The following is an 18,088-nucleotide window of genomic DNA, read 5'->3' on the forward strand; positions in this document are numbered from 1 at the left end:
GCGCGTTGGGCACCCTCCCCGCGCGACCCCAAATAGCGTCCAGTAGGGTTTGGTCCGCATAAACATCCAAACCCCTGCCCGCGTCAGGGCCGGCGACCGACCAGAGACATACGGGCGCGCCGACCGTGCGGGCGAGACTCTCGGGAAGGCGCTACGTGAGTCCCAACGGCTCCGACCGCTCGTCGCGGCGCCCGATGCGGCGGAAGCTGCCGCAGGTGCTGACTGCGGGCCTGGTCCTGGCGACGGCCTCCGGTTGTTCATACAACTGGGAGGATTTCCCCCGCCTCGGTATGCCCACCCCGGTAACAGAAGAGGCCCCTCGGATCCTCTCCCTCTGGCAAGGCTCGTGGGCGGCAGCGCTCGTCACGGGTGTCCTTGTCTGGGGGCTGATCCTCTGGAGCGTCTTCTTCCACCGGCGTAGCCGGACCAAGGTGGAGGTACCTCCGCAGACCAGGTACAACATGCCCATCGAGGCGTTGTACACAGTGGTTCCCCTCATCATCGTCTCGGTGCTGTTCTACTTCACCGCGCGTGATGAGTCGAAGCTCCTCGAGCTCTCCGACAAGCCGGCCCACACCATCAACGTGGTCGGTTTCCAGTGGAGCTGGGGCTTCAACTACATCGAGAAGGTGGATGGCCAGCCCGCAGCGGGCCCCGAGGTCCCCAAGGAGCTCAACGCCATCCCCGACAAGTTCCAGAAGGACTTCCCCGAGGGCGCCAGCGGCGTCTACGACGTGGGCATCCCCGGAACCCGCAACCCGCAGAACGGCAACCCGGGCCCGACCCTGTGGCTGCCGAAGGGGGAGAAGGTCCGCTTCGTCCTCACCTCGCGTGACGTCATCCACTCCTTCTGGGTGGTGCCGTTCCTCATGAAGCAGGACGTCATCCCGGGCCACACCAACGTGTTCGAGGTGACCCCCAACCGCGAGGGCACCTTCATGGGCAAGTGCGCCGAGCTCTGCGGCGTCGACCACTCCCGGATGCTCTTCAACGTCAAGGTCGTCTCCCCGGAGCGTTACCAGCAGCACCTCAAGGAGCTGGCTGAGAAGGGCCAGACGGGCTACGTGCCGGCGGGGATCGCGCAGACGGACCCGGCCAGGAATGCGGAGAAGAACCAACTGTGAGCATCCTCAACGAACCTCAGGGTGCCGCTCCGGCAGACGACTCGTACGAGGACGAACTGCCCGTGCGGCGCAAGCAGCCGGGAAACATCGTCGTGAAGTGGCTGACCACCACGGACCACAAGACGATCGGTACGCTCTACCTGGTCACCTCGTTCGTGTTCTTCTGCATCGGCGGACTCATGGCGCTCTTCATGCGCGCCGAGCTGGCCCGTCCGGGCACGCAGATCATGTCGAACGAGCAGTTCAACCAGGCGTTCACGATGCACGGCACGATCATGCTGCTGATGTTCGCGACGCCGCTGTTCGCCGGGTTCGCCAACTGGATCATGCCGCTGCAGATCGGCGCGCCCGACGTGGCGTTCCCGCGGCTGAACATGTTCGCGTACTGGCTGTACCTCTTCGGCTCGCTCATCGCGGTGGCCGGGTTCCTCACCCCGCAGGGTGCGGCCGACTTCGGCTGGTTCGCCTACTCCCCGCTCTCGGACGCGGTCCGTTCGCCGGGCGTCGGCGCCGACATGTGGATCATGGGTCTGGCCTTCTCCGGCTTCGGCACGATCCTCGGCTCGGTCAACTTCATCACCACGATCATCTGCATGCGCGCCCCCGGCATGACGATGTTCCGCATGCCGATCTTCACCTGGAACGTCCTGCTGACCGGTGTCCTGGTCCTGCTGGCCTTCCCGGTTCTCGCCGCCGCGCTCTTCGCGCTGGAGGCGGACCGTAAATTCGGTGCGCATGTCTTCGACGCGGCCAACGGCGGCGCGTTGCTCTGGCAACACCTCTTCTGGTTCTTCGGACACCCAGAGGTGTACATCATCGCCTTGCCGTTCTTCGGGATCATTTCCGAGGTCATCCCGGTCTTCAGCCGCAAGCCGATGTTCGGCTACATCGGTCTGATCGCCGCGACCATCGCGATCGCCGGCCTTTCCGTGACGGTGTGGGCGCACCACATGTACGTCACCGGCGGTGTGCTCCTGCCGTTCTTCTCCTTCATGACGTTCCTCATCGCCGTACCGACAGGCGTGAAGTTCTTCAACTGGATCGGCACGATGTGGAAGGGGTCGTTGTCCTTCGAGACACCGATGCTCTGGGCCGTCGGCTTCCTGATCACCTTCACCTTCGGTGGTCTGACCGGCGTCATCCTCGCCTCGCCCCCGATGGACTTCCACGTCTCCGACTCGTACTTCGTCGTCGCGCACTTCCACTACGTCATCTTCGGCACCGTGGTCTTCGCGATGTTCTCCGGATTCCACTTCTGGTGGCCGAAGTTCACCGGCAAGATGCTGGACGAGCGGCTCGGCAAGATCACGTTCTGGACGCTGTTCGTGGGCTTCCACGGCACGTTCCTGGTGCAGCACTGGCTCGGTGCCGAGGGCATGCCGCGTCGTTACGCGGACTACCTCGACGCCGACGGCTTCACCGCGCTGAACACGATCTCGACGATCTCCTCGTTCCTGCTCGGCCTGTCGATGCTCCCGTTCTTCTACAACGTCTGGAAGACCGCGAAGTACGGCAAGAAGATCGAGGTCGACGACCCGTGGGGCTACGGCCGCTCGCTGGAGTGGGCGACCTCCTGCCCGCCGCCGCGGCACAACTTCCTCACGCTGCCGCGGATCCGTTCCGAATCCCCGGCGTTCGACCTGCACCACCCGGAGATCACCGCGCTGGAGCAGCTCGGCCATGACTCCGAGTCGGACAAGGCCCTGGCCGGCGGCAAGGAGGCAGGCAAGTGAAGATCCAGGGACAGATGTTCATCTGGCTGAGCGTCTTCATCCTCGGCATGGCCGTCGTGTACGGCGTGTGGTCGAAGGAGCCGGTCGGCACCACGGCCCTCTTCCTGGCCTTCGGCCTGGCCATCATGATCGGCTTCTACCTGGCCTTCACGGCCAACCGGGTCGACGCGATGGCCCAGGACAACAAGGAAGCCGATGTCGCCGACGAGGCGGGCGAGCTGGGGTTCTTCTCCCCGCACAGCTGGCAGCCGCTCTCCCTGGCGGTCGGCGGAGCCTTCGCCTTCATGGGCGTCGTCTTCGGCTGGTGGCTGCTCTACTTCTCCGCACCCCTGCTCCTGATCGGCCTCTTCGGCTGGGTCTTCGAGTACTACCGGGGCGAGAACCGCACCCAGTGACACCGCACCCAGTGACACCGCACCCCGTGCCACCGCACCGCCGGTGACACGCGCTACACCACGAAAGGCCCGCGCCGCCGCAAGCGACGCGGGCCTTTCGCCCGTTTGCAGTCACTGAACGCGCTGGAACGGGCGAGCCTTCCTAGCGTGGAGCGCATGAACCACACGCCGCGCATCCGCACCGTAGTGAGCTGCACCCTCCTGGTCGTGACCCTCGCCGCGGGTGCGACCGCCTGTGGCTCACCCGACGGCCACCCGCTCTCGACGAAGCCGTACGACGCGGGCGACCAGATCTCCTTCAACGGCCCCTCGGACAACGAGAAGGCCGACCCCGACAAGCCCCTGGAAGTCACCGTCAAGGGTGACGACGGGCGCATCACCGACGTCAGCGCCGTGGACACCGGCGGCCGCCACCTCGCGGGCGAGCTCTCCGCCGACGGCAGGCGGTGGCGCTCCACCGCCCCGCTCGCGGCCGGCACCGGATACACCGTCAGGGTCTCCACCGAGAACGGCGACGGCGCCCCAGGCGTCCGTACGCTCTCCTTCGACACCTCCTCGCCCAAGAAGCTGCTGAAGGTCGCCTTCGGCCCGGAGGCGGGCACCTACGGCGTCGGACAGCCCATCACGGCGGAACTCAGCGCTCCGATCACCGACAAGGCGTCCAGGGCCACCGTCGAGCGCGCCCTGAAGGTCCGCTCCACCCCGGCCACCACCGGCTCCTGGTACTGGGTCGACGACAAGAAGCTGCACTACCGTCCGAAGGAGTACTGGCCGGCGAACGCCACCATCGAGGTGCGCTCCAACCTGGCCGGTATCAAGGTGACCAACGCGCTCTACGGGGCCGAGGCCAAGCCCCTCAAGCTCAGCACCGGCGACCGGATCGAGGCCGTCACCGACGCCTCGGACCACTCCATGACCGTGCTCCGCAACGGAGAAGTGATCAACACCATGCCGGTCACCACCGGCAAGCCCGGCTTCTCCACCCGCAACGGCGTCAAGGTGGTGCTCGCCAAGGAGCAGTACGTACGGATGCGCGGCGAGAGCATCGGCATCGCCGCTGGCTCGTCGGAGTCCTACGACCTGCCGGTCTACTGGGCCACCCGGGTGACCTGGAGCGGCGAGTACGTGCACGCCGCCCCCTGGTCCGCCGGCTCCCACGGCAGCGCCAACGTCAGCCACGGTTGCACCGGCATGAGCACGAGCAACGCCGAATGGTTCTTCGACACCGTGCGCAAGGGCGACATCGTCAAGGTCGTCGGCAGCGCGGGCGAGGAGATGGACCCGTTCGGCAACGGGTTCGGCGACTGGAACCTCTCCTGGGAGAAGTGGCAGCAGGGCAGCGCCCTGCACCAGGGAGCGCCGGACAGCCCGCAGACGCTCCAGGCCGCCCGGCTGCGGCCCCACGTCTGACCGTCCGGGCCCTGCCGGGTCCGCGGAGAAGCCCCCACGCCCTCCAGCGGGACGTGGGGGCTTCCCGGCACCCTCGGGCCGCTCTCAGGCCTCCACGGCGAGCCGCTGCCGCAGGAGCGCCGCCAGCGCGTCGGCGAACTCCACCGGGTCGACCGGCAGCGTCACGGCGGACTCCGCGCGGCTCCAGGTGGCCAGCCACGCGTCCTGCGGGCGGCCGATCAGGAGGAGGACCGGCGGGCAGTGGTAGATCTCGTCCTTGATCTGGCGGCAGACGCCCATACCGCCGACGGGAGCCGTCTCCCCGTCCAGCACGCAGACGTCGACGCCGCCGCCCTCCAGCGCCTTCAGGACGGCCGGGAGCGTCGCACACTCCAGGAACTCCACCGGTGGGACGTCCGCGGCAGGCCTGCGACCGGCTGCCAGCCTCACCTGCTCGCGGATGTTGGCGTCGTCGCTGTAGACCAGGACCGTGGCGGTCGCCTGCATTGTTCCTCCGTGACATCGACGTCGTCGGGGCTCTCGGGGCATGAACCGATGCGCGGATCGTACTCCGCCCGACCGGCCGTCAGCACCGGTAATGACGACGACGGGATGGGCCGTTCGGCGCAGGGCAGGACCCCTGCCGACGGTACGGACACACCGAACGGCACCCCCCGGGGTGAGGGCGGGATAAGCGACCGACATAATGTCGGTCGTGGCGACAGCAACGACAGTAGAAACCGGGCACGCGCACCCGTCGGTCAATCGGCCGAACCTCACCAGCGTCGGAACCATCATCTGGTTGAGTTCCGAGCTGATGTTCTTCGCGGCCCTCTTCGCGATGTACTTCACCCTGCGATCGGTGATGGGACCCGATTACTGGAAGGAGATGTCCGATCATCTGAACTTCCCGTTCTCGGCGACGAACACCACGATCCTGGTGCTCTCCTCACTCACCTGCCAGCTCGGCGTCTTCGCCGCCGAGCGGGGCGATGTGAAGAAGCTCCGCACCTGGTTCATCATCACGTTCGTGATGGGTGCGATCTTCATCGGCGGCCAGGTCCTGGAGTACACCGAGCTGGTCAAGGACGCGGGGCTCTCCCTCTCGTCCGACCCCTACGGCTCGGTGTTCTACCTGACCACCGGCTTCCACGGTCTGCACGTGACAGGCGGTCTCATCGCCTTCCTGCTGGTCCTCGGCAGAACGTACGCGGCCAAGAGGTTCACCCACGATCAGGCCACCGCCGCCATCGTCGTGTCCTACTACTGGCACTTCGTCGATGTCGTATGGATCGGCCTGTTCGCAACGATCTACATGATCAAGTAACCCGGGCTCGCACCCGCCCACCATCGACGCAGAAGATCCTGACACCGGGGTAATCCGTGAAAAAGCTCTCCGCACGACGACGCCATCCGCTGGCGGCGGTCGTCGTACTACTCCTCGCGCTGGCGGCTACCGGGGGGCTGTACGCCGCGTTTGCGCCTGCGGGCAAGGCGCAGGCCGATGAAACCGCCCAGTCCCTCGCCATCGAAGAGGGCAAGAAGCTCTACGCCGTAGGCTGCGCCAGCTGCCACGGAACCGGCGGTCAGGGCACCACCGACGGGCCGTCCCTCGTGGGTGTGGGCTCCGCCGCCGTGGACTTCCAGGTCGGTACGGGCCGTATGCCCGCGCAGCAGCCGGGCGCCCAGGTACCGAAGAAGAAGGTCATCTACAGCCAGGCCGAGATCGACCAGCTCGCGGCCTACGTCGCCTCGCTCGGCGCCGGCCCGGTCACCCCGACCGACAAGCAGGTCGACCCGGCGGGTGCGGACGTCGCCAACGGTGGCGAGCTCTTCCGCACCAACTGCGCCCAGTGCCACAACTTCACCGGTAAGGGCGGAGCCCTCACGGAGGGCAAGTACGCACCGGACCTCGAAGGCGTGAGCCCGAAGCACATCTACGAGGCCATGCAGACCGGCCCGCAGAGCATGCCCTCCTTCCCCGACACGACGATGCCGGCGCAGGAGAAGAAGGACATCATCGCGTACATCGAGTCCGTGAACGGTGACGAGACGGAGAGCCCCGGCGGTCTGGCCCTCGGGGGCCTCGGTCCGGTCAGCGAAGGTCTGTTCGCCTGGATCTTCGGACTCGGCGCGCTCGTCGCAGTCGCCGTTTGGGTCGCGGCCCACACCGCTAAGGCCAAGAAGTCATGAGTAGCCAACAGATTCCAGAAGACAGCCTGCCCGCAGTGCAGGAGAACGCGCACGGCGCGGTCGAGGGGACGGACGACCCGTTCGCCGACCCGGGGCTGCCGGCCCACAAGCCGCGCATCCAGGACCTCGACGAACGCGCCGCGAAACGCTCCGAGCGGGCCGTCGCGCTCATGTTCACCCTCTCGATGCTGGCGACGGTGGGCTTCATCGCCTCCTACGTCATCTTCCCGGTGGACAAGATCGTCTACATCTGGCCGTTCGGCCATGTGAGCCCGCTCAACTTCTCCCTGGGGCTGACCCTGGGCGCCGCGCTCTTCTTCATCGGCGCGGGGGCCGTCCACTGGGCGCGCACCCTGATGTCGGACGTCGAGGTCGCCGCCGAGCGTCACCCGATCGAGGCGACGCCCGAGGTCAAGGCCCAGGTCATGGCCGACTTCGCGGCCGGTGCCGAGGAGTCCGCGATCGGCCGTCGCAAGCTGATCCGCAACACCATGTTCGGTGCGCTGGCCCTGGTGCCGCTCTCCGGTGTGGTGCTGCTGCGCGACCTCGGTCCGCTGCCGGAGAAGAAGCTCCGCAACACCCTCTGGGCGGAGGGCAAGCAGCTCATCAACATGAACACGATGAAGCCGCTGCGCCCCGAGCACATCACCGTCGGGTCGCTGGCCTTCGCCATGCCCGAGGGGCTCGACCCGGAGTCGCACGACTTCCAGACGCAGATGGGCAAGGCCGCCCTGATGATCGTCCGCATCGAGCCGGACGACATCAAGGACAAGCGCCAGCGTGACTGGGCCCACGAGGGCATCGTCGCGTTCTCCAAGATCTGCACCCACGTCGGCTGCCCGATCAGCCTGTACGAGCAGCAGACACACCACGTGCTCTGCCCGTGCCACCAGTCCACCTTCGACCTCTCCGACGGCGCTCGCGTCATCTTCGGTCCCGCCGGCCACCCGCTTCCGCAGCTGCGGATCGGTGTCAACAGCGAGGGCAACCTCGAGGCGCTCGGCGACTTCGACGAGCCCGTCGGTGCTGCCTTCTGGGAGCGCGGATGAGTACTGCGACCACGAACCCCTCCGCCGCCGAACCGGCGAGCGGACGCAAGGCTCCGGCCGGCGAGCGGGTTGCCGACTGGGCTGACGGCCGGCTGGGCATCTACGGCCTGGCCAAGGCCAACATGCGCAAGATCTTCCCGGACCACTGGTCCTTCATGCTCGGTGAGGTCTGCCTCTACAGCTTCATCATCATCATCCTCACGGGTGTGTACCTGACGCTGTTCTTCCAGCCGAGCATGGGCGAGATCGTCTACCACGGTCCGTACGAGCCCATGCAGGGCATCCGGATGTCCGAGGCCTACGCCTCGACCCTGAAGATCAGCTTCGAGGTCCGCGGTGGTCTGCTGGTCCGGCAGATCCACCACTGGGCCGCCCTGATCTTCCTGGCCGGCATGTTCGTGCACATGATGCGCGTCTTCTTCACGGGCGCCTTCCGCAAGCCGCGCGAGATCAACTGGCTCTTCGGCTTCCTGCTGTTCGTGCTCGGCATGTTCACCGGGTTCACCGGCTACTCCCTCCCGGACGACCTGCTCTCCGGTACGGGTGTCCGCTTCACCCAGGGCGCGATCCTGTCCGTGCCGATCGTCGGTACGTACATCTCGATGTTCCTGTTCGGCGGCGAGTTCCCCGGCCACGACTTCGTGGCCCGGTTCTACTCGATCCACATCCTGCTGCTGCCGGGCATCATGCTCGGTCTGCTGGTGGCCCACCTGATCCTGGTCTTCTACCACAAGCACACGCAGTTCGCGGGTCCCGGCCGGACCAACAAGAACGTCGTCGGCATGCCGCTGCTGCCCGTGTACATGGCGAAGGCCGGAGGGTTCTTCTTCCTCGTCTTCGGCATCATCGCGATCATCTCGGCCATCGCCACGATCAACCCGATCTGGGCGCTCGGCCCGTACCGGGTCGACCAGGTGTCCACCGGCGCCCAGCCCGACTGGTACATGGGCTTCGCCGAGGGTCTGGTCCGTGTGATGCCGGGCTGGGAGATCAACCTGTGGGGCCACACGCTCGTCCTGGGCGTGTTCATCCCGCTGATCGCCTTCGGCCTGGTGCTCGGTGTCATCGCGCTCTACCCGTTCATCGAGTCCTGGATCACCGGCGACAAGCGCGAGCACCACATCCTGGACCGCCCGCGCAACGCCCCGACCCGGACCGCGTTCGGCGTCGCCTGGATCACGGCGTACTTCATCGGCCTCGTCGGCGGTGGAAACGACCTGTGGGCCACGCACTTCCACCTGTCGATCAACGCGATCACCTGGTTCGTCCGGATCTTCTTCTTCGCCGGTCCGGTCATCGCCTTCATCGTCACCAAGCGGATCTGCCTCGGCCTCCAGCGCCGCGACCGGGAGAAGGTGCTGCACGGCCGCGAGAGCGGCATCATCAAGCGCCTGCCGCACGGTGAGTTCGTGGAGGTCCACGAGCCGCTCAGCCGCGAGCAGCTGCACACGCTCACGGCGCACGAGCAGTACAAGCCGCTCGAACTCGGCCCCGAGGTCGACGAGAACGGTGTCAAGCGGAAGATCTCCCCGGTGCAGAAGCTGCGCGCCAAGCTCAGCAAGGGGTACTTCGCCGAGGGGAACCAGATCCCGAAGGCGACCGCCGAGGAGTACAAGGAGATCAGCGAGGGCCACGGCCACCACTGATCATCTGACCTGATCGCCACCGCGAGAGCCCCGTCCATTCGATGGACGGGGCTCTTCGCGGTCCCCGGGGCTGGATAGGGTGGAGCCGACTCTTCTGACCGGCTGTGGACCCTGGAGCGGACCATGAACGTGGTGACCCCGAGCGGCGGCGACGGCGTGGCGGACCGTTCCTGGCCCGGCCTGCTGAACCCCCTGCTGCGCGGCGAGGACCTCAGCTCCGAGGAGACCGCCTGGGCCATGGACCGCATCATGAGCGGCGAGGCCACCGACGCGCAGATCGCCGGGTTCGCCGTGGCGCTGCGGGCCAAGGGCGAGACCGTGGACGAGGTCACCGGATTGGTCCGCGCGATGTACGCCCACGCCAACACCATCGAGGTGCCCGGCCGCACCGTCGACATCGTCGGCACCGGCGGCGACCTCGCCAAGACCGTCAACATCTCCACCATGTCCGCGATCGTCATCGCCGGCACCGGCGCCAAGGTCGTCAAGCACGGCAACCGGGCCGCGTCCTCGGCGAGCGGCTCCTCCGACGTACTGGAGAAGCTCGGCGTCAACCTGGAGCTGACCCCGCGCCGGGTGGTCGAGGTGGCCGAGCAGGCGGGCATCACCTTCTGCTTCGCCGTGAAGTTCCACCCCGCCCTGCGGTACGCCGCCAAGGCCCGCAAGGAGCTCGGCGCGCAGACCACGTTCAACATCCTGGGCCCCCTCACCAACCCGGCCCAGGTGCGCGCCCAGGCCGTCGGGGTCGCCGACGCCCGGATGGCGCCCATCGTCGCGGGCGTGCTGGCCGGCCGGGGCAATTCCGCCCTCGTCTTCCGCGGCGACGACGGACTCGACGAGCTGACCACCACGGCCACCTCCCGGGTCTGGGTGGTGCGCGACGGCGCGGTCCGCGAGGAGGCGTTCGACCCGCGCGACGTCGGGCTGCCGATCGTCCCGGTCGAGGCGCTGCGCGGCGCCGACGCCTCGTACAACGCCGATGTGGCCCGCCGCCTGCTGGACGGCGAGAAGGGCGCGGTGCGGGAAGCGGTGCTGCTCAACTCGGCGGCGGCCCTCGTCGCCCTGGACCCGGGCCCCGGCACGCTGACCGAGCAGCTCGCGGCGAAGATCGCGGTGGCGGCCGATTCCATCGACTCCGGGGCGGCCAAGCACGCCCTGGAGCGCTGGGTGGCGGCGAGCAACGCCTGAGGGGAGCCCTCGGACCCACGGTGTGCGCGGGGGCGCGGTCCGGATACCGGACCGCGCCCTTGCGTGTGCGCACACGTATGGCAAGATGCTGCGCAGGTCATGAGTGACAGCGACTACGGCCCCGGCCCGCTGTCCGGCAACCCTCCGTCCGTGGCGGGGTGCCCCGGGTGAAGACCAGGCCGTGGGCAGCGAGGTCCGCGGCAAGCGCGGGCCCCTCGGCATCCAGCGGATGTCAGCCCCCGGGGTCCTGGTCCCTAGGGAGCCTCTTGTGAGCAAGCGAATGCGTTAGGGCTTTCTCGGCCTCGTGCCGAGCGCCCTCTTCCGCGCACCTTTCCTCTTTCTCCCGGCGCTGCCGCGTACCCGCCGGCGCCCGGATTTCGCCTGCCTGTTACGGGAGTTCGCCATGTCTGTCTCCACTGTTGCCGTCGCCCCGCCGGTTTGTACCCCGCTGCCCGTTCTGGGGCGGGACGTCACCGTTCCGCTCGTGACCGGCGGCGAGGTCACCTACGCCGCGCTCGACTACGCCGCCAGCGCCCCGGCGCTCCAGCGGGTCTGGGACGACGTCGCCGCCTACGCCCCGTACTACGGCAGCGTCCACCGCGGCGCCGGCCACCTCTCGCAGCTCTCCACCGACCTCTTCGAGAACAGCCGCCGCACGGTCGCCGAGTTCCTCGGCTGCCGCGCCGATGACCAGGTGGTCTTCACCCGCTCCACGACCGACTCCCTCAACCTGCTGGCCACAGCCCTTCCCGCGGACTGCCAGGTCTTCGTGTACGAGACCGAGCACCACGCCTCCCTGCTGCCCTGGCGCGACGCCCGGGTCACCTACCTCGACGCGCCCCGCACCCCGGGGCAGGCCGTCGCGTCGCTGGAGCGCGCGCTCGCCGACCGCGACCCCTGCGGCCCGGCCCTCGTCTGCGTCACCGGCGCCTCCAACGTGACCGGCGAGCTGTGGCCGGTGAGGGAACTGGCCGCCGCCGCCCACGCGCACGGCGCCCGCATCGTCCTGGACGCCGCCCAGCTCGCCCCGCACCACCCCGTCGACATCACCGAACTGGACGTCGACTGGGTCGCGTTCTCCGGCCACAAGCTGTACGCGCCCTTCGGCTCCGGGGTGCTGGCCGGCCGTGCAGACTGGCTCCGGGCCGCCGAGCCCTACCTCGCCGGCGGTGGCGCGTCCCGCACGGTCGCCCGGCGCGCCGACGGCGGCGTGGACGTCGACTGGCACACCACGGCCGCCCGCCACGAGGCGGGTTCGCCCAATGTCATCGGCGTCCACTCCATCGCCTCCGCCTGCCGGGCCCTCACCGAGGCGGGCTTCGACACCCTCGTCGCCCGGGAGCAGGAGCTGGTGTCCCGGGTCCGCGAAGGGCTCGCCGGGGTGCCCGAGGTGCAGGTGCTCTCGCTGTTCGGCGACGACGCGCCCCGGGTCGGCGTCATCTCCTTCGTGGTGCGCGGCTGGAACAGCTCGCACTTCGCCGCCGCCCTCTCCGCGGAGTACGGCATCGGCGTGCGCGACGGCCTCTTCTGCGCCCATCCGCTGGTGCGCACCCTGCTCGGCAGCGGCCCGCAGGAGCCGGGGGAGTGCGGGGCCGCCGAGGCCGGGGCGGGCGAGCTCCCTCTGCCTTCGGCCGGGGGGACCTCCTCCTCGCTCAACGCCATCCGCGTCAGCTTCGGGGCCGGCACGCCCGACGAGCACGTCGACCGCTTCCTGCGCGCGGTGACCGAGCTGGTCCGCGAGGGGGCCCGGTGGACGTACCGCACGGAGGACGGCCGCTGCGTCCCGGACCGCGGCGAGGCCGCGCAGGTCTGAGGCCGGGAACCGATGCGGCCGGGGACGGGCGCGCTGCCCGTCCCCGGCCGGCGTGCCTTCGCGGTTACGCGTCGAGGCCGATGGCGAACGCCGCTTCCAGGTCGTGCTGGGAGTACGTACGGAACGCCACATGGGTGTCCGTGCCCTCGACGCCCGGGATCTTGCTGATCCGGCCGGGGATGATGTCGGCGAGATCGTCGTGCCGGGCGACCCGGACCATGGCGATCAGGTCGTAGGTGCCGGTCACGGAGAAGACCTCGCTGACACTGTCCAGCGCGGCGATGGCCTCGGCGATCTCCGGAATCCGGTCCACACTGGTCTTGATGAGCACGATCGCGGTGATCACGGCTGGCTGTCTCCCTCGGTGGCCGTGGCTGGAACCTTCACCTTAGCCCCCCTCCGATACCGCCCCCAGGCGTACAGGAACCCCGCCGCGAACCCGGCCACATGCGCCAGATACGCCACCCCCGGCCCCGCGTCGGCGCCCTGCGCCGCCGCCCACTGGAGGGCGAACCAGAAGATCAGCACGATCCAGGCCGGGAAGCGCAGCGGCAGGAAGAAGAGGAACGGGAACAGGCTGGTCACCCGGGCCCGGGGGAAGAGGTACAGGAACGCGCCGAGCACCGCGGAGATCGCCCCCGACGCCCCGACCAGCGTCTGCTCGGAATCCGCGTGCGCCGCCGCGTAGCAGACCAGCGCCACATAGCCGCAGCCCACGTAGAACAGCGCGAACCGCACCCGCCCCATGCGCTCCTCGGCCATCGCCCCGAACACGTACAGGAACAGCAGGTTGCCCAGCAGGTGCAGCCAGCTGCCGTGCACGAACAGCGCCGTGAGCGGCGTGATCAGGGCGTGCGCGGAGCCCTCCCACAGCTCGGCGGGGATCACGCCCCACCGCTCGAAGTACGCGGCCTGCGCGGCGAGCAGCGCTTCCTCGCTCCCGTGGCCGGCGCCACCGAATCCGGAGAGCGGGCTGATCAGGAAGACCACCGCGCAGGCGCCGATCAGCCCGTACGTGACCGGGGCGCCGCTGGAGACCGCCGCGTCCCGGATCCTGCCGACCGTGGTCCGCCACGCGGTCTGCCGCCATTCGATCATGTACAGAGCATGACGTACCGGTCGAGAACGGGATGGAGCGCCTCGCCGTGCCGATGCCTATACGCGAGGCCGTAGGGTTACGCCAGGACTTCCGCAGTTCGACGGCGCACCGCGAGATCCTTGACGTAGACAGGTGGAGTCGCGTCGGCGCGCCCGGCGCGGACTCCTGGAGACGACGAAAGAGGACGCAGACGATGACGACGGTTCCCCTGCCGACCGACTCGACCCGCTGGCGCTGCACCCTGTGCGGCAACCTCACGCGCTTCGACGTGACCCGCTCCTCCAAGGTCGTGGAGTACGTGCACCTCGACCTGGCCGGAGAGTCGAGTGTCGAGGAGCGGGAGGTCGTCAGTGAGACCATCGAGTCGGTGCGCTGTCGTTGGTGCAACGCGGTGGATCAGATCGAACTGGTGGACAGGCCGGGTGCCGCTTCCTGAGGGAGCGCACCCTTCGACATATCTATGGGGTGACGGACGGTGGATCAGCCGACCAGCGGCGCCGGACCGGCCGATGAGGCCGACGGCGGTGCAGAGGCGCTCGGCCGTCCGCTGCCCGAGGGCGTGCGACGGCGGGTGATCGCGCTGGTCTCGGACGCCTTCGGCGCCCTGACCGTCGCCGAACTGCCCGCCCAGCTGAGGCAGTACGCCCGGTTCACCCCGACCCGGCGGGCGAAGTTCGCGGGGAACGCGATGGCCGCCGCGCTGGAGAGCGACGCGGTCTTCCGGCGGCGGATCGGCGAGCGCCTCGGCCAGTCCCAGCCGGAGCTGACCGGTGCGCTGGAGGCGGGCGCGCCGCCCGCCGCCGCCGACCCCCTCGACGTCGCCGCGGCCGCCTATGTGCTGCGCCCGGCCGGCTGGGCCAAGCTGGTCGAATCGGCCGGCGAGGAGGTCCAGCGCGCCGACGCGGAACGGGCGGACGAGGAGGTCCGGCGGGAGAGGGACCAGCTGCGCGAGGACCTGGAGCGGGCCCGCGCCCACACCCGTAGCGAGACCGAGCGGCTGCGCACCGAACTGGAGGCGGCCCGCAAGGAGTCCGAGTCGCTGCACCGCAAACTGCGCAGTGCGCTCAGCGAGGTGAAGCGCGGCGAGGCCGCCCTGCGCCGCAGTGCCGCCGAGACCGACACCGTGCGGGCCGAGTCGGCCGCCCAGCTCTCCGCGGTGGAGAGCGAGTCGCGCCGGCTCAAGGCGCGGCTGGGGGAGGCCGAGGCGGCGCTGGAGGCGAGCCGCCGGGCCGCCCGGGAGGGCCGCTCGGTGGAGGACATGCGGCTGCGGCTGCTCCTGGACACCGTGCTGGACGCGGCCTCCGGGCTACGGCGGGAGCTGGCCCTCCCTCCGGCGACCACGCACCCCGCCGACACCGTGGACGCCCTGGAGCCGGGCCGGATGTCCCCCAAGGACATTGCCGCGCGCGCCCTTTCGGAGACCGATCCGGCGCTGCTGGACCAGCTCCTCGCCCTGCCGCAGGCGCACCTCATCGTGGACGGCTACAACGTCACCAAGACCGGCTATCCCCAGATGCCGCTGGAGAAGCAGCGGTTGCGGCTGCTCGGCGGGCTCTCGGTGCTCGCGGCGCAGACCGGCGCCGAGATGACCTGTGTCTTCGACGGAGCCGAACTGGCCGCCCCGGTGCTGCTCGCCCCGCCGCGCGGCGTCCGGGTGCTGTTCAGCAAGCCCGGCGTCACCGCGGACGAAGTCATCCGTCAACTGGCCCGCGCGGAACCGCCGGGGCGGCCCGTGGTGGTCGTCTCCACCGACCGTGAGGTGGCGGACGGTGTGGCGAAGGCCGGGGCGCGGCCGGTCGCGTCCGTCTTGCTCCTCAAGCGCCTTTCACGCGTCTAAGTGGGTTTTGGGCGGCATGTGTGACATGCCGGATTTTTGGGAACGTACCGTCAAGTCGCCGCTACACGCGGTGGGGTGAGAGTAAAGAAGTTTCTGGTGTGACGAGAAAAATCCTGTGAGGATTTGAACTGATCACAAGATGGTCACTAGGGTCAGGCCTCGAACCTTCGCACGGTTGATCACCCATTGGGGGTGACGGCGAAGGAACCGCCGAGTCCGTCATGTGCACGGAGCCGGGGATTCTTTCCCCCATCGCCCGGTAGGCGGCTCTGAGGAAGAAGGAGCTCGCCTTCGTGGCGTCCCACCGTCGTCCCAAGCAGCCGAGCCGCACCCGCGTGACCGTGCTCACCGCGACCGCCGCCGCGGCCGTGGCCCTGACCTCCCAGGCCGCCCACGCCGACCCCAAGCCGAGCAAGAGCGAGGTCAAGGCGAAGGTCGACAAGCTCTACCACGAGGCCGAGGCCGCCACCGAGAAGTACAACGGGGCCAAGGAGCAGCAGGACAACCTGAAGAAGGAAGTCGACGCGCTCCAGGACAAGGTCGCCCGCGGCCAGGCCGAGCTCAACACGCTCCGCTCCGAGCTGGGTTCGATCGCCACCGCGCAGTACCGCTCCGGCGGCATCGACCCCTCGGTCGCCCTCTTCCTCGCCTCGGACCCGGACAGCTTCCTGGACCAGGCCTCCGCTCTCGACCAGCTGACGGTCAAGCAGACGGAAGCGCTCCAGAAGATCCAGTCCAAGCAGCGCACCCTCGCCCAGCAGCGCAAGGAGGCCCAGGACAAGCTCGGCGACCTCGCCGACGTCCGCAAGGCGCTCGGCGAGAACAAGAAGAAGTACCAGGGCAAGCTGGCCGACGCCCAGCAGCTCCTCAACACCCTGACGCAGGCCGAGCGGGCCAAGATGCAGCAGGAGGAGCAGCGCGCCAGCCGGGCCGCCAGCGACCGGGTCGAGCTCGGCAACGAGGCCCCCGCGTCCGGCCGCGGTGCCGCCGCCCTCAGTGCCGCCGCGACCCAGATCGGCAAGCCGTACGTCTCCGGCGGCTCCGGCCCCAACTCCTACGACTGCTCCGGGCTGACCCAGTGGGCCTTCGCCCAGGCCGGCGTCTCCATCACCCGGACCACGTACACCCAGCAGAACGACGGCACGAAGATCGGCCGCAGCCAGCTCAAGCCGGGCGACCTGGTCTTCTTCAACGGCCTGTCGCACGTGGGCTTCTACGCGGGCAACAACCAGATCCTGCACGCGCCGAAGCCGGGCACCGTCGTCCGCTACGAGTCGATGGACTACATGGGCACCTTCCAGTTCGGCGTCCGCATCTGACGCCACCGCGCCCGACAGCGCGCCACGGCACGCCCGAACGAGGGAATCGCCGCGCCCCACACTGACACCCCCGCCCCGCCGGAGACCGAGGTCACCGGCGGGGCGGCGGCTTTCGGGCCCGTCTCCCGCCACCGGCGCGGTCTTTGGCCCCTGCGTAGTCGTCCGATTACTGTCTGGCTGCTGCGCAGCTCCCGGACTCCGTCCGCCCGCCCCGGGCGGCAGGGGCTGCGCGCCACCGCGTCAGCGGAAGGGAGTGCGGCTACCAGTGGTGTCCCATCGCCGTTGCACACAGTCCGGCTTCACCAGAGGCGTCCGGGTCACGGTCGTCTCGGCGGCCGCCGCCACCGCGGCCGCCACCCTGACCGGGGCCCCGGCGAGCGCCGACCCGCAGGACACCCGGGAGAGCGCCAGAGCCGCCGTCGACCGCCTCTACGAGCAGGCCGAGCGGGCCACCGAGCGGTTCAACGCGGCGGGGGAGCAGGTGAAGCGGCTGCGCGCCGAGGCGGACCGCGCCCAGGACGCCACCGCCCGCGGCCAGGAACGCGTCAACGAGATGCGCGACGCCCTCGGTGCGATGGCGGGCGCCCAGTACCGGACCGGCTCCGTCGACCCGTCGGTGGCCCTGCTGCTCTCCGCCGACCCGGACTCCTACCTGGAGCAGGCCGCCGCCCTCGACCGGGCCGGCGCCCGGCAGACGATGACCCTGGACAAACTGCGCCACGCGCAGCGCAAGCTCGCCCAGAGCCGCGCCGAGACCACCCGCGCCCTGACCGACCTGGAGCGCAACCGGGCCGCCGTCACCCGCCACAAGCGCGCCGTCGAGTCCAAGCTCCGCGAGGCCCGCCGGGTGCTGGACTCACTGCCGCCCGAGGAACGCGCCTCCTTCGACCGGGCCTCCCGCTCCGGCCGCGAAGGATTGCCCGACCTCACCGGCGCCGCCCCCGGATCGGCCCGCGCGATGTCCGCCGTCGCCGCCGCCCAGCGGGCGCTCGGGAGACCCTACGTCTGGGGCGCCAACGGGCCCTCCGGATTCGACTGCTCCGGCCTGATGCAGTGGGCCTGGGCCCAGGCCGGGGTCAGCCTGCCCCGCACCTCCCAGGCCCAGCGCTACGCGGGCCGCATGGTGCCCCTCTCCCAGGCGCAACCCGGTGACCTGGTCGCCTACCGGGCGGACGCCAGCCACATCGGCATGTACGTCGGCAACGGCCAGGTCGTCCACGCCCCCTACCCGGGCGCCCCGGTCCGCTACGATCCGGTCGGCATGATGCCCGTCTCCTCGGTCACCCGGATCTGACCGTACGAT

The 18,088-nt window shown here is 69.4% G+C and carries 17 protein-coding genes and 1 riboswitch; of the genes, 14 read left to right on the top strand and 3 right to left on the bottom strand.

From position 1 onward, the window contains the following. Window positions 1-155 precede the first annotated feature (155 nt). The 4 genes from coxB (at window position 156) to KME66_RS26185 (ending at window position 4,662) form a co-directional block, all read left to right on the top strand. Window positions 156-1,124, top strand: coding sequence for a cytochrome c oxidase subunit II (gene coxB, locus KME66_RS26170; protein WP_216326639.1), 969 nt, complete (start codon window positions 156-158; stop codon window positions 1,122-1,124). Beyond that, window positions 1,121-2,857, top strand: coding sequence for a cytochrome c oxidase subunit I (gene ctaD, locus KME66_RS26175; RefSeq protein WP_058953918.1), 1,737 nt, complete (start codon window positions 1,121-1,123; stop codon window positions 2,855-2,857). The genes coxB and ctaD overlap by 4 nt, the downstream gene beginning before the upstream one ends. After that, window positions 2,854-3,252 carry a cytochrome c oxidase subunit 4 gene (locus KME66_RS26180; protein WP_010057805.1) on the top strand — a complete coding sequence of 133 codons (399 nt, stop codon included), beginning with the start codon at window positions 2,854-2,856 and terminating at the stop codon, window positions 3,250-3,252. Before ctaD ends, KME66_RS26180 begins: the two co-directional genes overlap by 4 nt. 156 nt (window positions 3,253-3,408) lie before the next feature. Continuing rightward, on the top strand, window positions 3,409-4,662 hold the full coding sequence (locus tag KME66_RS26185) for an Ig-like domain-containing protein (RefSeq protein ID WP_216326642.1): 1,254 nt from the start codon (window positions 3,409-3,411) through the stop codon (window positions 4,660-4,662). An 84-nt stretch (window positions 4,663-4,746) separates the two neighbouring features. Here the strand turns inward: KME66_RS26185 and KME66_RS26190 are convergent, their stop codons facing one another. Beyond that, complete coding sequence (locus KME66_RS26190; protein WP_216326645.1) at window positions 4,747-5,148, bottom strand: hypothetical protein; 402 nt, start codon at window positions 5,146-5,148, stop codon at window positions 4,747-4,749. Window positions 5,149-5,347: 199 nt separating this feature from the next. Between KME66_RS26190 and KME66_RS26195 the strand changes: the two genes are divergently transcribed. The 6 genes from KME66_RS26195 (at window position 5,348) to KME66_RS26220 (ending at window position 12,530) form a co-directional block, all read left to right on the top strand. Beyond that, on the top strand, window positions 5,348-5,968 hold the full coding sequence (locus tag KME66_RS26195) for a heme-copper oxidase subunit III (RefSeq protein WP_003969635.1): 621 nt from the start codon (window positions 5,348-5,350) through the stop codon (window positions 5,966-5,968). Between the two features lie 56 nt (window positions 5,969-6,024). Further along, entirely contained in the window at window positions 6,025-6,834 is an 810-nt protein-coding gene (locus KME66_RS26200) for a c-type cytochrome (RefSeq protein WP_073218025.1), read from the top strand. Then, a complete protein-coding gene (locus tag KME66_RS26205; RefSeq protein ID WP_073218021.1) occupies window positions 6,831-7,883 on the top strand; it encodes a ubiquinol-cytochrome c reductase iron-sulfur subunit in 1,053 nt (350 codons plus the stop codon). Before KME66_RS26200 ends, KME66_RS26205 begins: the two co-directional genes overlap by 4 nt. Next, window positions 7,880-9,529: a cytochrome bc complex cytochrome b subunit gene (locus tag KME66_RS26210; protein ID WP_073218018.1), complete on the top strand. Its 1,650-nt coding sequence runs from the start codon at window positions 7,880-7,882 to the stop codon at window positions 9,527-9,529. Before KME66_RS26205 ends, KME66_RS26210 begins: the two co-directional genes overlap by 4 nt. A 123-nt stretch (window positions 9,530-9,652) precedes the next feature. Next, window positions 9,653-10,717, top strand: a complete 1,065-nt coding sequence (gene trpD / locus KME66_RS26215; RefSeq protein ID WP_073218015.1) for an anthranilate phosphoribosyltransferase — start codon at window positions 9,653-9,655, stop codon at window positions 10,715-10,717. Between the two features lie 95 nt (window positions 10,718-10,812). Then, a riboswitch (SAM riboswitch) is annotated at window positions 10,813-10,930 on the top strand. A 190-nt stretch (window positions 10,931-11,120) separates the two neighbouring features. Beyond that, window positions 11,121-12,530 (top strand): aminotransferase class V-fold PLP-dependent enzyme, encoded by a 1,410-nt coding sequence (locus KME66_RS26220; RefSeq protein WP_216326647.1) that lies wholly within the window; start codon window positions 11,121-11,123, stop codon window positions 12,528-12,530. Window positions 12,531-12,594: 64 nt separating this feature from the next. Here the strand turns inward: KME66_RS26220 and KME66_RS26225 are convergent, their stop codons facing one another. Together KME66_RS26225 and KME66_RS26230 are read right to left on the bottom strand one after the other, a co-directional pair. After that, window positions 12,595-12,876 (bottom strand): Lrp/AsnC family transcriptional regulator, encoded by a 282-nt coding sequence (locus KME66_RS26225; protein WP_073218007.1) that lies wholly within the window; start codon window positions 12,874-12,876, stop codon window positions 12,595-12,597. After that, window positions 12,873-13,628 carry a rhomboid family intramembrane serine protease gene (locus KME66_RS26230; RefSeq protein ID WP_216326651.1) on the bottom strand — a complete coding sequence of 252 codons (756 nt, stop codon included), beginning with the start codon at window positions 13,626-13,628 and terminating at the stop codon, window positions 12,873-12,875. Before KME66_RS26230 ends, KME66_RS26225 begins: the two co-directional genes overlap by 4 nt. Window positions 13,629-13,822: 194 nt before the next feature. Here KME66_RS26230 and KME66_RS26235 point away from each other — a divergent pair, with 194 nt between their 5' ends. From KME66_RS26235 to KME66_RS26250, 4 genes are all read left to right on the top strand, one after another. Continuing rightward, on the top strand, window positions 13,823-14,065 hold the full coding sequence (locus KME66_RS26235; RefSeq protein WP_003969643.1) for a hypothetical protein: 243 nt from the start codon (window positions 13,823-13,825) through the stop codon (window positions 14,063-14,065). A 39-nt stretch (window positions 14,066-14,104) separates the two neighbouring features. Next, window positions 14,105-15,466 (top strand): NYN domain-containing protein, encoded by a 1,362-nt coding sequence (locus tag KME66_RS26240; RefSeq protein ID WP_073218000.1) that lies wholly within the window; start codon window positions 14,105-14,107, stop codon window positions 15,464-15,466. Between the two features lie 293 nt (window positions 15,467-15,759). Next, on the top strand, window positions 15,760-16,785 hold the full coding sequence (locus KME66_RS26245; RefSeq protein ID WP_073217996.1) for an NlpC/P60 family protein: 1,026 nt from the start codon (window positions 15,760-15,762) through the stop codon (window positions 16,783-16,785). Between the two features lie 265 nt (window positions 16,786-17,050). Beyond that, window positions 17,051-18,079: a C40 family peptidase gene (locus KME66_RS26250; protein WP_216326654.1), complete on the top strand. Its 1,029-nt coding sequence runs from the start codon at window positions 17,051-17,053 to the stop codon at window positions 18,077-18,079. Window positions 18,080-18,088 lie beyond the last annotated feature (9 nt).

This window comes from Streptomyces sp. YPW6 (assembly GCF_018866325.1).
Taxonomy (GTDB): domain Bacteria; phylum Actinomycetota; class Actinomycetes; order Streptomycetales; family Streptomycetaceae; genus Streptomyces.